The organism is Ornithobacterium rhinotracheale DSM 15997, from assembly GCF_000265465.1.
Lineage (GTDB): Bacteria > Bacteroidota > Bacteroidia > Flavobacteriales > Weeksellaceae > Ornithobacterium > Ornithobacterium rhinotracheale.
Genome location: NC_018016.1, coordinates 844,489 through 857,640, shown reverse-complemented (window position 1 = coordinate 857,640; position 13,152 = coordinate 844,489). Strand labels below are relative to the sequence as shown.

At 37.4% G+C, this 13,152-nt stretch carries 12 protein-coding genes; 6 read left to right on the top strand and 6 right to left on the bottom strand.

Annotated elements, in window-relative coordinates; translation table 11 throughout:
- Positions 1 to 23 precede the first annotated feature (23 nt).
- Positions 24 to 1,139, top strand: a complete 1,116-nt coding sequence (gene prfB, locus ORNRH_RS04000; RefSeq protein WP_014790626.1) for a peptide chain release factor 2 — start codon at positions 24 to 26, stop codon at positions 1,137 to 1,139.
- Between the two features lie 74 nt (positions 1,140 to 1,213).
- On the opposite strand, the gene ric is transcribed toward prfB, so the two are convergent.
- Positions 1,214 to 1,936 (bottom strand): iron-sulfur cluster repair di-iron protein, encoded by a 723-nt coding sequence (gene ric / locus ORNRH_RS03995; RefSeq protein WP_014790625.1) that lies wholly within the window; start codon positions 1,934 to 1,936, stop codon positions 1,214 to 1,216.
- A 148-nt stretch (positions 1,937 to 2,084) separates the two neighbouring features.
- Between ric and ORNRH_RS03990 the strand changes: the two genes are divergently transcribed.
- Positions 2,085 to 2,501, top strand: coding sequence for a carboxypeptidase regulatory-like domain-containing protein (locus ORNRH_RS03990; RefSeq protein WP_014790624.1), 417 nt, complete (start codon positions 2,085 to 2,087; stop codon positions 2,499 to 2,501).
- Positions 2,491 to 3,093, top strand: coding sequence for a TonB-dependent receptor (locus ORNRH_RS03985; protein WP_014790623.1), 603 nt, complete (start codon positions 2,491 to 2,493; stop codon positions 3,091 to 3,093). Before ORNRH_RS03990 ends, ORNRH_RS03985 begins: the two co-directional genes overlap by 11 nt.
- Here the strand turns inward: ORNRH_RS03985 and ORNRH_RS03980 are convergent.
- Together ORNRH_RS03980 and ORNRH_RS03975 are read right to left on the bottom strand one after the other, a co-directional pair.
- Positions 3,090 to 4,007 carry a YeiH family protein gene (locus ORNRH_RS03980; RefSeq protein ID WP_014790622.1) on the bottom strand — a complete coding sequence of 306 codons (918 nt, stop codon included), beginning with the start codon at positions 4,005 to 4,007 and terminating at the stop codon, positions 3,090 to 3,092. The genes ORNRH_RS03985 and ORNRH_RS03980 overlap by 4 nt on opposite strands.
- Positions 4,008 to 4,078: 71 nt before the next feature.
- A complete protein-coding gene (locus ORNRH_RS03975) occupies positions 4,079 to 4,963 on the bottom strand; it encodes a LysR family transcriptional regulator (RefSeq protein ID WP_014790621.1) in 885 nt (294 codons plus the stop codon).
- Between the two features lie 46 nt (positions 4,964 to 5,009).
- Here ORNRH_RS03975 and nth point away from each other — a divergent pair, with 46 nt between their 5' ends.
- Positions 5,010 to 5,657: an endonuclease III gene (gene nth, locus ORNRH_RS03970; protein WP_014790620.1), complete on the top strand. Its 648-nt coding sequence runs from the start codon at positions 5,010 to 5,012 to the stop codon at positions 5,655 to 5,657.
- A 47-nt stretch (positions 5,658 to 5,704) separates the two neighbouring features.
- On the opposite strand, the gene ORNRH_RS03965 is transcribed toward nth, so the two are convergent.
- Both ORNRH_RS03965 and ORNRH_RS03960 read right to left on the bottom strand, forming a co-directional pair.
- Positions 5,705 to 8,464: a M60 family metallopeptidase gene (locus ORNRH_RS03965; protein WP_014790619.1), complete on the bottom strand. Its 2,760-nt coding sequence runs from the start codon at positions 8,462 to 8,464 to the stop codon at positions 5,705 to 5,707.
- A gap of 318 nt (positions 8,465 to 8,782) precedes the next feature.
- Complete coding sequence (locus tag ORNRH_RS03960) at positions 8,783 to 10,234, bottom strand: aminoacyl-histidine dipeptidase (RefSeq protein ID WP_014790618.1); 1,452 nt, start codon at positions 10,232 to 10,234, stop codon at positions 8,783 to 8,785.
- A 330-nt stretch (positions 10,235 to 10,564) separates the two neighbouring features.
- On the opposite strand from ORNRH_RS03960, the gene ORNRH_RS03955 reads away from it, so the two are divergent.
- The gene (locus ORNRH_RS03955; RefSeq protein WP_014790617.1) at positions 10,565 to 10,948 is read left to right on the top strand and encodes an HU family DNA-binding protein; all 384 of its coding nucleotides are present in this window, start codon (positions 10,565 to 10,567) and stop codon (positions 10,946 to 10,948) included.
- A gap of 161 nt (positions 10,949 to 11,109) precedes the next feature.
- On the top strand, positions 11,110 to 11,568 hold the full coding sequence (locus tag ORNRH_RS03950; RefSeq protein ID WP_014790616.1) for a hypothetical protein: 459 nt from the start codon (positions 11,110 to 11,112) through the stop codon (positions 11,566 to 11,568).
- A 44-nt stretch (positions 11,569 to 11,612) separates the two neighbouring features.
- Here ORNRH_RS03950 and gltX read toward each other — a convergent pair whose 3' ends face one another.
- On the bottom strand, positions 11,613 to 13,115 hold the full coding sequence (gene gltX / locus ORNRH_RS03945; protein WP_014790615.1) for a glutamate--tRNA ligase: 1,503 nt from the start codon (positions 13,113 to 13,115) through the stop codon (positions 11,613 to 11,615).
- Between the last annotated feature and the right edge of the window lie 37 nt (positions 13,116 to 13,152).

Below are 13,152 nucleotides of genomic sequence, written 5' to 3'. Positions count from 1 at the left end.
GAGAAAATAATATCTTTGCAGCCATGATTCAGAGCGAAACTTTACAGGATTTAGAACAACGCGTGCAAAATCTGCACACCTATTTAGAGATAGAGAAAAAGAAAATCGAAATTTTAAATGACGAGGAAAAAGCCGCTTCGCCCGAGTTTTGGGACGACCCTAAATCGGCACAAAATCATTTAAAACAATTGCAGTCTAAAAAGAATTGGGTAAACGATTATCAAGCCATTGAGCAAGCTACCAATGACTTGAAGGTTTTGTATGAATTTTACAAAGAATTGGGCGAGGGCTCTGAGGAAGAAATCGATGCACAATATGCCAAGGCACTTGAAAAATTAGAGAAAATTGAATTTAAAAATATGCTTTCTGAGGAAGGAGACGACATGAGTGCCGTGCTACAAATCACTGCAGGTGCGGGCGGAACAGAAAGTTGTGACTGGGCAAGTATGCTAATGCGTATGTATCTAATGTGGGCAGAAAAAAACGGCTACAAAGTAAAAGAGCTGAACTACCAAGATGGCGATGTGGCGGGCGTAAAAACAGTAACGCTCGAAATAGAAGGAGAATATGCCTTCGGCTACCTAAAAGGAGAAAATGGCGTGCACCGTTTGGTGAGGATTTCCCCGTTTGATTCCAATGCCAAACGTCACACAAGTTTCGTGTCGGTGTATGTGTATCCGCTTGTAGATGATACCATTGAGATTGACATCAATCCAAACGATGTGGAAATGCAAACTTCTCGCTCTGGTGGAGCAGGGGGGCAAAATGTAAACAAAGTGGAAACCAAAGTGCAATTAACCCACAAGCCTACGGGAATTGTGGTAGTGTGCCAAGTGGAACGCTCTCAGCTTGCCAACCGTGAGCGTGCGATGCAGATGCTTAAATCTGAATTATATAAAATAGAGCTTGAAAAAAGAATGGAGGCTCGAAACGAAATCGAAGCCAATAAAAAAAGTATTGAGTGGGGAAGCCAAATCCGAAATTATGTGATGCACCCATACAAATTGGTGAAAGATGTGCGCACAGGCGAAGAAACCTCTGATGTAGATAGCGTGATGAACGGAAATATCGACGATTTCTTGAAGTCTTACTTAATGTTTATGGGGCAAAAAGACACAGAAGGAACCTCTAATCTTTAATTAAAGTTTGGAATAAAAACACCAACGGCGCAAGAAATTGCGCCGTTGATATTTAATAAACAAACATTACTAAATCAGCTATTTAATCTTTTCTCTAATTGAATAGCCGAAGGGAACAGAATATTATTTTCTAAATGAATGTGCTTATGCAAATCCTCTTCAAACTCTTGTAGCATAGCAAAAGTTACTTTATAAGTATTGCAAGCATCGGCTGGCGGCGTGTATTGGTCTGTCAAAGTTGCAATTTTAGCCATGATTTCGCCTGCATTTTCATGCTCTTGTTCCATCATTGCAATAGGGTTTTCCACGCTTCCAAAGTTTGCCTTTGGCATAGCATCTCCGCTACGCTCTACCGATACCATTTGGCGAACGAATGGGAAAAGAATTTGCTCCTCTTTCACAAAATGCTCTGCCAATTCTTGGGTAATTGTTTTAAACTCTTGATCAATTTCAAGCAATTCAGGATGACGCTCACCGTGCACACTGCATAATTTATTTAAAAACTGTAATAGCACAGGCACTTTATCCTCCACATATCGGTGATGTGTTTTCTCGATATAATCCGCCAATAAATCGAGCGGAAAGCTTTTGAAATCAATTCCTTCTGCATTTTTCTGTTTAGCCTTGTCTAGATCTTCTAAAATTTGCTCATAATTCAGATTTTTTTGTTCACAGACTTCTTGCAGAGCTCGCCCGCCACGGCAGCAGAAATCGATTTTATATTTTTTGAACACCGCAGCTGTTCTAAAGTCTTCAGCCACAAATTCGCCTATAGTTTTTGGATTTAAATTTTCCATATAAATATGTTTTTTAGTATTTAATTGAAGGACAAATTTACAATAAAATTTAAAAAAGACAAATTTATCCGAAAAACAAAATCGTTAAATTTTTTAATCATGTCAGATAAATTTGTAATTTCGGAAAGTCTTTAAAAATAGTTAAGAAATGAAAAATAAAATTCTTCTACTTTTAATGTTCCTGTTTGCGTTTTCGGCATGTGAGCAATTTGGAGACAATGAGTTGCATGTCCTGAAGGGGAGGTTAATCGATACTAAGGGGCAAGCGGTACCAAATGCTAAATTGAAGATGTTAGCCTTTAGAGAAGGTGTTGTGATTGCCAAAGGATTGAGCGATGAGCAAGGTTATTTCAATATTGTTTATCCTAGTACAGAGGTGGTTAATTTTTCTGGATTATATCAGAATCCAGAGCTGACGGTAGATGGATTTTCTTTTGTGGAGATGCACGACAATAAGCCCTATAAATACCAATGGCATGAAATTCCAGAGTCGAAAAATGAAAAAGGGAATTTCAGTTATGTGATTAATTTAAAGGATTTAAAAGTGGAGAAAAATGAGAAATAAAATTTTATGTTTTAGCTTTTTATTATTGATCGGGGCTACTTGCAAGGCACAGTTTTATTGGCTTTCTACCAATTCTTTTAAAATAAATGCCCTAGGAGGCTATGGGCAATTTGTGGGAGGAAATGCTTTTTCCAAGACTTACGAAGGATTGGGCTCTTGGGGGCTAGAAGCAGAGATGGAAATGCCTTTTTGGGAAAAACTTTCCATAGGAGTTCTCTACCATAAATCCTACACTTCTCCCAAAACGGGCAAGTTTTTTGGCAACTTTTCCAGTGCCAGATTGCACTCAGTTGGGGTTTTTGCGTCCTATTCTTTTCGTTTAAAGAAAAGGTTTTCCTTCACGCCTAAGATTGGAATTTCAGATTTTTTACTAAAAAATAAGTTTAATGATTATTCACAAAATTTCAATGGCACAGAATACTGGGTGGCACCAGAAATTGAGTACAAAATAACAGATGAATTTGGCGTTTTTGGGCGTACAACTTTTAGCCATATTCACACCCAAGTGAAAACTGATGAGGAAATCCTTAACGACTACAAAAATCCGAAGAAATATTCGGTGCAATTAGGATTAAGGTTTTTCTTAAATTAAAGGTATTCAATCATGGCTAAAGCAAAAATTGAAATGAAAATCCAGATGCTCACCGCTAGAATTAGCGGTTTGTGTCCCGCTTGTTTCAATCGTTGAATAGTCAGTGTAGAGCCAATTAAAAAAAGACAGAAAATCAATAATTTTTTAGAAGAAAAAGTAATTGCATGGATTAAATTTTCTGGAATATCAAGATAGGAATTCAGGAAAATAGCCAGCACAAAAAACACAATAAACCAAGGGATTTGCACCTTGCCTTTGCCCGTGTCTGATTTAAAAATATAGCCCGCCAACACCGAAACGGGAATAATCCAAAGGCTTCTTGCCAATTTCACGGTGGTAGCGACTTTTAGAGCCTCGTTTCCGTAGCTCATCGCAGCACCCACCACCGAGCTCGTATCGTGAATGGCAATGGCACACCACATACCGAATTGGTCTTGCGTCATGTGCAGAAAGTGCCCAATCGGCGGAAAAATAAACAATGCTAGGGCGTTCAGCATAAAAACAGCACCAAGTGCAATCGAAATTTGGTGCGATCTGGGCTTAATAACCGAAGAAACCGCAGCAATAGCACTCCCGCCACAAATCGCCGTTCCCGACGAAATCAAAAAACTTAATTTTTTATCGATTTTTAATCTTTTGCCCAAATAAAAACCCATGATTAAAATCAAAGTAATGCTGATGGCGGTAAAGCCCAATCCCTCTAGCCCCGCTTGTTCGAGCTCGGTAGTGTGAATCGAAAAACCAAGTCCCACAATGGCGATTTTTAAAATGTATTTGATGCCTAATTGCGTAAACTTCTCAAACGGATTGGCAAAAAACAAAGCAAAAATAAATCCTGCCAAAAGTGCGAGCGGACTGCTTAAAAAACTAAGGCTTAATATGGCTAAAACGATGAATAAAACTTTCTGCGTCATGATTTTAATTAAATATCTGGCGCAAATTTCGGTCGTTTAGCCTTCACTTTTTTATGAATAAAAGTGATAGCCTATGCATTTTTATAATACGCTTGATTGATTTTTTGCATTAAAGTATTTAGGTATTGGGAGTTAAATCCTTGTCGTAGAATGAAATGAAACATTCGGTTGATCGAAAAATCTTGAATTTCAATGATTTTTAATTCCTGATTTAAAACTTCTTCTCGCACCGCATGAATGGAGAGAAATGCGAAATAATCGCTGTTTTTTAAAATAGTTTTGATTCCCTCGGTAGAGTCGTAAATGGCAACAGTATTTAGGTTTTTGATGCCTTTTTTAGTCAATGCAGTTTCGATTACTTTTTGTGTGCCCGAGCCATATTCTCGAGAAATAAAAGGAAGTTTCTGCAATTGTTCGAGCCTAATTTCTTCTTTGATTTTCAGTGTTTTTCTGCACACCAAAACGATTTCATCTTCCACAAACGGAATGTATTGCAACTGCGTGTTTTTGCCTATGTTTTCTACCAAAGCAAAATCCATTTTGTGGGCTAGCACTTGTGCTTCGATTTGGCTACTGTTTCCAGAGCAAAAATTGATTTTTTGTATATTTTTAAACTTTATTAAGTCTTGAAACACAAAGGGAATGATGTAATTGGCAAGCGTGGTGCTCGCCCCGAATTTTAATTCTGTAATTTTAGTTTTTTGGTTTGAAAATTCATCGTTTATCTTTAGTTCAATTTCTTCAATTTCAAAAACATATTTTAATAGTTTTTCTGCCTTGGGAGTAAGTTTAATTTTATTGCCCTTGCGTAAAAAGAGAGGCGTGCCGAGTGTGGATTCCAGATTTTTGATGTTTTTGGAAACCGCAGATTGGGATAAATGAAGAGCGTGGGCAGCGGCACTGAAACTTTTTTTTAGTGCTACTTCCTTAAAAATTATATATTTGTGGTGAATCAAGGCTAAGGATTTTAGCCATAAAATTAAAGAATATTTTTAATTTAAAATGACAAAACAAGAGAAAGTTGACTTCGTTGTCAGTACTTTAGAAGAATTATATCCCAATCCACCGATTGCGCTAGACCATAGCGACCCGTACACGCTTTTGGTAGCGGTGGCACTTTCGGCACAAACAACTGATAAAAAGGTGAATGAAATAACGCCCAACCTTTTTGCGGTGGCAGATACGCCAAGCAAAATGGCTAAACTTTCGCCCGAACACATCAAGGAATTGATTACGGGCATTGGGCTTACAAATACTAAATCTAAGAATTTACAGCTTATGGCACAGCAACTCATGGAGCGTCATCAAGGTGTGGTGCCTGATAATTTTGAGGATTTGGAGGCTCTGGCGGGAGTAGGGCATAAGACCGCCTCGGTGGTGATGTCTCAGGCTTTTGGAGTTCCAGCATTTCCTGTGGACACGCATATTCACCGATTGATGTATCGTTGGGGCTTGAGCAATGGCAAAAGCGTGGAACAAACGGAAAAAGATGCTAAAAGGCTTTTTCCTAAAGAATTATGGAATAAGTTGCATTTGCAAATTATTTATTATGGTCGGGAGTATTCGCCTGCGCGTGGTTTGCGATTGGAGAAAGATGTGATTACTCGCACGATTGGTAGAAAAAGTTTTTTAAACGAAATCAAAAAATAAGGAGAGCTAAATGCTCTCCTTGGTTTTAAGTATGAAATTGTTAATATTTAGAATGTAACTTGAACTTCTTGGTCGTTTGCTGCTATTGCTGTGATTGTGGTAGTTGCTTTGTCGAAAGAACTTAATTCAAATTTATTTGAATTGGTAGCATAGATTAATTTTCCATCTTTTTTAACTTCGTATGCAACTACATTTTTCCAGCCTTCCATTTTTATTTCAATTTTACCGTTTTCTTTAATTCTTTCACTCGCTGTTCCTTTTTGGATTGAAGCATTGTGTTTGAATAAAGTCCAGTTGTCATCGCAAATGTATCTAACGGCTCTAGGAGGTTTGTTGTACCCGAAAGATTTTATCTTGTTTTTAGCTCTTGTAACTAAATCTTGAGTGACTCTTACGGTTCCTTTTCCATAGTCATCAATATCTCCACTATATTCTTTAAAATATCCCCAACTTTCATAGTAATCTGTAAAGTCCATATTTGAAACTTCACTTACCATAACTGGGAAGTTTACAAGATATGCTCCATCTCCGCCATCTGGTAAAGTCATTGTTCTAGCCTTTTCATACAAATCTTTGTAGAAGTCGGTTTGTCCTTTTGCGTTTTCAATATATAATTTGATTTGCCAGAAAGGAACTAATTTATGGAATACCTCGCCATCTTCAAAATGTCCAGAATTGTTCACGAAATATTTTGTATAACAAGCTTGATATCTGCCTTCGTTTTGAATACGAGACTTATTACCCCAACTAGTTTGAATGTACAGAGATGGAATATTTACAGTAACTTCTGTAGTGCCTTTCCATCTTGCCAATGGTCTTACTTGGTGTGTGTGACCAAGTTCGTGAGCTGGTCCCCATGGATTAGTTTTTAGTCCATCAGGTTTTAAGAAGGAACCAACAGTAGAGGTGTTATATGCTGTTCTAAAAGCAGTAGAATACATATAAGAATGATACATTACATGGAATAGAGCTCTGTTGTGAGGAACTCTATTATATTTTTTCATTCCCATCATTTCTTGTTCATCGCTCACTAGTTTATCAAACTGCTTAATCACGCTTACTCCCGCACTTGAAGAACCGCAAAATTGTCTGTATTGATTTGTTTCAAATAACAGGTGTGCTTTTTCTCCTACTACATCAAAATATTTATATTTTGCAGCAGTCAATAATCTAGTCCAATCCTCTTCATTGTGTTTTGTGCTATCGAAGTATCCATTTACTCTACCAGTTGCAAAGTGAATTTTAATTGGAGCTTTTCCTTCGTAGTCTTGAGTGTTGTACATTACATAAATTAAGCCTGTAGCTGGTGCTTCAAGAATATTTTTACCTTCAGATAGAGGTGCGCTTTTGTTGCTGTTGTATCCATCTCCTCCTGGTTTATCAAGATTTACAAATTTTAGAGCTAAGGTCTCTCCATGAGTATCTCCTACGAAAATGATTAGTTTTTCGCCCTTCTCAGCATAAATTCCAGTTACACCATCAATTTCGCTATATCTTTCGCTTCTATCTCTGCCAGACATAATGTTAGCATCTCCCCAGGCTTTATACTCTTGTATTCTAAATTCACTAGGATAAGTGCCTTTTTTCATGTAGTGAGCCATGTTTTTATAAAAGCTATTAGGAATGCTGTTGATGGTTTCTTCTGTAACATCTGCTCTTAGTTCTGAGCATGTTTTGTCTGTAAATACACTTAATATGTCAAACTCTTCTTTAGCATGAGCATAAAACTCCATTTCGGCACAAGAAGCAAATCCTTTACCATCTCCATATCCAGCTAAAACTCTAATTTTAACCGATTCTGGGTTTTTTACAGGGGAAGGTAAATCAATTTTTACAGCAGAATTACTGAATTTAAAATCTTTGGTTAATCTTTTTACATATTGTCCATCAGCAGATTTTGTAAGTATTTCGATTTGTTTAAAAACACCATTGTAGCTGTCTTGTCTAGGGTGATACACAATATAATCTAATTGTTCTACAGGTTGCTTCAATGTGTATTCAAGTTCTATTGGGAAATAGTTAGATGGGTTGTTGTTCCAACTTGAATGGTAAAGGGTATTGTAATTCCCATCAAAACTGTTTTCTATTTCTCCACCATTTGGTTGTTGTGAAGAAGCTTTTGCTGAAACTACGGTTAATTTAATATCCCCTTTCATGTTATCTTGTCCTAGAGCTTCATAGCCAGCTAAACCTCTTTGAGTAATTTGGACAGTTTTAGTAATTCCTTCAGCTCTTCCTGTACCTACGACTTTGATGGTAGCTTCTCTACCATTTTCATTTCTGTTCATTTCGACTTGATAAACATATTTTGTTTTACCTTGCTCGATTTCGGTAGAGGTTCCTGAATTAATCCATGAGATATTTTCTGGGAGAACGACTTCGTATGTTGCGTTTGTGGTGATTTCAAATGAGACTTCTCCCCCCTCTTCAGAAACAGAGATTGCTGATTGTGAAATTAAGATAGAAGCATCGTTACCCAATTGTTGTACTTGAATATTTCTCACCAATGTGCCAGCTTTTACTTTAATGTTTGCAGATCTTTCTCCATGCTGGAGGTTGCGTTCTGCCGTAATTTCAACGACACTACCGTTTTTCTTAGCCTTCAGCCAAGTTTGCCCTTTTGGTAGAGAGACGAACCAGCCACTTACATTTGTTTTTACTTCTACAGACTTAGTTCCTCCTTCAGTAGGAAAACTTAAACTCTGAGTAAGAACCTCCAAGCTTGGAGATTCTTCATTGTCTTTACACGAAATAATACCGATAATCCCTATCAGTATCAAAAAGATGAATTGTAATATTCTTTTCATAACTGAAACTTTTAGATATGTTATTGACTATATTTAGATTTTAAATTGATTTAACGAATATTTTGAATATCGGTTACTAATTTAATGTTTATTTGCCATATTGAAAAGAGGGAAATAAAATTTTTTGTTAAAATATGAATAAAGTCATTATTTTTTAATGTGTAGTTTTTACCCTTATTTGGTTTGATTTTCAGATATATGTGTTTTTTTGGTGTTAATATTTTTCTTTTAATTTAATGTTAAAAAATATTTTCTGGAATAAAAAAAGAGGTTTGAAAATTTTCAAACCTCTTTTGTATTAGTTTTAGTTGTGTCTCCCTATTTCTTTGGCGCATCTTTCAAGATTGCGAGTAGGAATGTCCAGAATTTTTGAACACTCTCGATATTTGCTTTTTCTTCTGGTGAGTGTGCACCTAAAATTGTAGGTCCAAAGCTTACCATGTCTAGCCCTGGGATGTGTTCTGCGATGATTCCGCATTCGAGACCGGCATGACAAGCGGCTACATTTGGCTCTTCGTTGAATAGTTTTTTGTATTGTTCTACTAGTTCTGCTAAGATTTCTGATTTTGGGTTAGGAGCCCAGCCTGGATAATCTCCATCAAGCGAAACTTTTAAGCCTGCTTTTGAAAGTGCAGCGGTTAGTTGTCTCACAACGGCTTTTTTGCTTTCTTCTACGCTACTTCTAGTAAGGCAGTAAACGCTGGCTTTTCCGTTGTTGATGATTACGCGTGCCACATTGTTTGAGGCTTCTACCAATCCTTCAACATCTTCGCTCATTTTGAATACGCCATTGTGCAATTCATTAAGCATTTTAATGAATTTTTTGGAATCTTCTACCGTCATAGAATCTTTTGGCTCTTTGTCGTCGGCTTCAATAAGCACAGTTAAATTCGGATCGATGTGGCTAAGTTTTTCTTTAATTTTCCAAGCCTTGTCTTCCACTTCTCTTTCTGCTTTGGAAACATCAAGCATTACTAAAGTAGCCGTAGCCTCTCTCGGGATTGCGTTTCTCAAACCACCACCATCGATAGAATGGATTTTGTAGTCATCAGAGATCGCATCGATTAATTTAGCTAAAATCTTATTGGCATTACCTAGCCCTTTGTGAATCTCCATTCCGCTGTGTCCACCGTTTAGTCCTTTTACCGTGATTTTAAGGGACATTTCTTCTGAAACGGTAGGGATTAAATCATAAGTGCCTTCGCCCGAAACATCTACGCCACCGGCACATCCGATTCCGATTTCGTTGTCTTCTTCGGTGTCAAGGTTTAGTAAGATTTTTCCTTCAAAATTACTTCCGTCCAATTTTTTAGCTCCCGTCATTCCAGTTTCTTCGTCGATGGTAAAAAGAGCTTCGATTGCAGGGTGTGCAATGTCTTTTGAGTCTAAAATCGCCATAATTGCCGCTACGCCCAGTCCGTTATCGGCACCGAGTGTAGTTCCTTTGGCAGTTACCCAACCATCTTTGATTTCCATTTCGATGCCTTGCTTGTTAAAATCAAAAACAGTATCGTTGTTTTTCTGGTGCACCATGTCTAAGTGCGATTGCAAAATCAAAGTTTTGCGGTCTTCCATTCCTGGGGTGGCAGGTTTCTTAATCACCACATTCCCAATGGCGTCTTCTTTGGTTTCTAAGCCTAATTTCTGACCGAAGTCTTTCATAAATTGGCGCACTTTTTCTTCTTTTTTAGAAGGACGAGGCACCGCGTTTAGGTCTGCAAAAAAGTTCCAAAGTGCTTTGGGCTCCAGATTTCTTATTTCTTGATTCATAGCTATTAAATTTTCTTGATTTTAAATGAATATACTTTGTCTCAAAGGTACAAAATGTATTTAATTATAAAAACTAATTTGGACTTGAAAGAAGTTTTTTATACATTTGGCGAAAATTAACATTCGGAAACTTGTCATATTCAGGAAAATGATTAAACACACACACACACACACACACACACACACACACAATTTAAACCTTAAAAATATAAGCATCGCAAAAGTAATTTTTGCGAGAGAGTAATAGCGTAATCCCCTAAGCAAAATTTCATGAAATTTTGCTTAGGGGATTATTTTGTATCTAAAAATTTCAATTAAAAATAAATAAAAATGCCAATTAAGTACAAAGTAATTCAGAAAGGGCAACCAGGTGTTGCCGGTGGAGGGGAAAAGAAATATTATGCCTCAGCAAATTTGGTGGGCGAGAAAACGCTTGCAGGATTGACTAAAGAAATTGAGAAAATCAGCACTGTGAGCGGGGCAGACATACGAGCTGTGCTGTATGCGCTAGTAGATGTAATGCAAACCTCGCTGGAGGAAGGTAATGCGGTGCGCCTTGGCGAGCTAGGCAGTATGCGAGTAAGCATCAGTAGCGAGGGGAAATCTAAAGAGGAAGAAGTAACGGCGGCGAGTATCAAGGGGGCAAAAGTGATTTTTACGCCAGGTAAGGATTTGAAAAAAATGTTGAATAATCTAACCTACGAAAAGCTCTGAGCACTGCCCGAAAAAAAACACGTGTGTTTTTTGGAAAAATGTAGTGTGTTTTTTTAAAAAAGACACGTGTTTTTCGGGAAGCGATAGTTAGGGAATTAAAATAATAAAAAAGGGGAAGCCGAAAACCTTATAGAGTAGGCAATTTTTAAAATTTATTTGATATGAAAAAGATTAAATTTTTGAGTTTAGTTTTAGTGGCATTAAGTGCTGTTTTATTTATCTCTTGTAGTAAAGATGATGATGGAGGAAATTCAGATGTGCAAAAAAATGAAATCTATGGAGAATGGGCTATGCTTCATCTTAGTTCTTCAACTAAGGAGGGGAACACAAATTATGATTACGATGAAAATTTTGAAGAAAATTGCACAACTACAATTATTTTCAATAAAAAAGGGGAATATATCGCCATTTCTAGGGATAAAAGACAAAATGAAACTAAAGAATGTTTTGAGGTGGGAACAGAAACAGGGACTTACAGTATAGAGGGTGATAAATTATCTACTAGCCAAGGGGAAATGAAAATTTTTGAATTGAATGATAAGTTTCTTACCCTAATTAGTCATCAAAATTTTAATGATCATAATATAACAACAATTACAAGATTTAAGAAAGTAAAATAATTTAATAAAACAAGGCTGTCTAATTAGACAGCCTATTCTTTTATTTACCCTTGCGCTTGCAAAAAGTTCTGTACTCTTTTTTGTACTTCGTCTTTGCCCAGCAGTTCCATAATCACAGGAATATCTGGACCTTGCAATTGCCCTACAAGCGAAAGACGGAGTGGCATCATGATTTTGCCAAATCCGATTTCGTGCGTATTTACGAAATCTTGCACCGCATGGTGAATTTCCTCTGCATTGTAGTTTTCAATTTTTTCGTTTTGGGCTAAAAATTGGTTTAAAATCTCTGCCGTGTCGTCTTTCCACACTTTTTTAAGTGCTTTTTCGTCGTAGCTTTCTGGAGCTTGGTATAGGAAGCTTCCTGCCGCCCATAAATCCTTTACAAAATTGGCGCGTTCTTTTAGTAGCTCCACCACTTTGGTGTCAAACGCATCGTTGGCAGCCACATTGTGCTCTGCCAAAATCGACTGAAATGCTTTCACCAAGTTTTCGGTGCTTTCTTTTTGCAAATATTGGTGATTGAACCAAACGGCTTTTTCAGGATTAAAGCGAGCTCCACTTTTGCTTACTTTATTTAAATCAAATTTTTCGCATAATTCCTCTAGCGAGAAGATTTCTTCTTCGGTGCCAGGGTTCCAGCCCAGTAGTGCGAGCATGTTTACGAAAGCCTGTGGCAAGTAGCCGTTTTCGCGATAGCCCATCGAAATTCCTTTTTCGGTTTTCCATTCGAGCGGAAATACAGGAAATCCAAATTTATCGCCATCTCGTTTGCTCAATTTTCCTTTCCCCTCAGGATTTAAAATCAAAGGCAAGTGTGCGAATTTTGGAGCTTCCCAATCAAAGGCTTGGTACAAAAGAATGTGTAACGGCATAGATGGCAACCACTCTTCGCCACGGATCACATGCGTGATGAGCATCAAATGATCGTCTACAATGTTAGCAAAGTGATAAGTCGGCAATCCGTCTGATTTAAACAAAACTTTGTCGTCTAAAGTCTCGGTATTCACATGCAAATTTCCACGAATTATGTCGCTAAAGTGCATTTCTTGACTGGCAGGAATTTTAAAACGAATTACATATTCCTTGCCTTCGTCCAAGTTCTTTTGCACTTCCTCTGCGCTAAGCGTGAGCGAGTTGTTTAGCTGCATTCTTGTCTTTTGATTATAGCTAAAAGCCTCGCCGCGTTGCTCGGCATCTTTTCTTAACTTTTCAAGTTCTTCTGCCGTGTCAAAAGCATAATAAGCCTTGCCATTATCTAGCAAGATTTGAATATATTTTTGGTAAATATCTGCTCTTTCAGATTGGCGATAAGGCCCATAGTTTCCACCAAAACCTTGCCCTTCATCAGGCAAAATCCCTGTCCATTTCAGCGATTCTATAATGTATTCCTCTGCTTCGGGAACAAATCTTTTTTGGTCTGTATCTTCAATTCTTAAAATAAATTCGCCGTTGTGTTTTTTGGCAAATAAATAGTTGAATAAAGCCGTTCTCACGCCTCCCATGTGGAGTGGCCCAGTCGGGCTTGGGGCAAATCTTACTCTTACCATAATTTATTTTTGCTTTGGTGCAAAGTTATTTCTTTTT

Coding starts and splice junctions, on each gene's coding strand:
- ORNRH_RS03960 (WP_014790618.1), bottom strand. CDS start 10,234: ATGAATCAAGAAATAAGAAATCTGGAGCCCAAAGCACTTTGGAACTTT.
- ORNRH_RS03965 (WP_014790619.1), bottom strand. CDS start 8,464: ATGAAAAGAATATTACAATTCATCTTTTTGATACTGATAGGGATTATC.
- gltX (WP_014790615.1), bottom strand. CDS start 13,115: ATGGTAAGAGTAAGATTTGCCCCAAGCCCGACTGGGCCACTCCACATG.
- ORNRH_RS03955 (WP_014790617.1), top strand. CDS start 10,565: ATGCCAATTAAGTACAAAGTAATTCAGAAAGGGCAACCAGGTGTTGCC.
- ORNRH_RS03990 (WP_014790624.1), top strand. CDS start 2,085: ATGAAAAATAAAATTCTTCTACTTTTAATGTTCCTGTTTGCGTTTTCG.
- ORNRH_RS03950 (WP_014790616.1), top strand. CDS start 11,110: ATGAAAAAGATTAAATTTTTGAGTTTAGTTTTAGTGGCATTAAGTGCT.
- ORNRH_RS03985 (WP_014790623.1), top strand. CDS start 2,491: ATGAGAAATAAAATTTTATGTTTTAGCTTTTTATTATTGATCGGGGCT.
- ric (WP_014790625.1), bottom strand. CDS start 1,936: ATGGAAAATTTAAATCCAAAAACTATAGGCGAATTTGTGGCTGAAGAC.
- prfB (WP_014790626.1), top strand. CDS start 24: ATGATTCAGAGCGAAACTTTACAGGATTTAGAACAACGCGTGCAAAAT.
- ORNRH_RS03980 (WP_014790622.1), bottom strand. CDS start 4,007: ATGACGCAGAAAGTTTTATTCATCGTTTTAGCCATATTAAGCCTTAGT.
- nth (WP_014790620.1), top strand. CDS start 5,010: ATGACAAAACAAGAGAAAGTTGACTTCGTTGTCAGTACTTTAGAAGAA.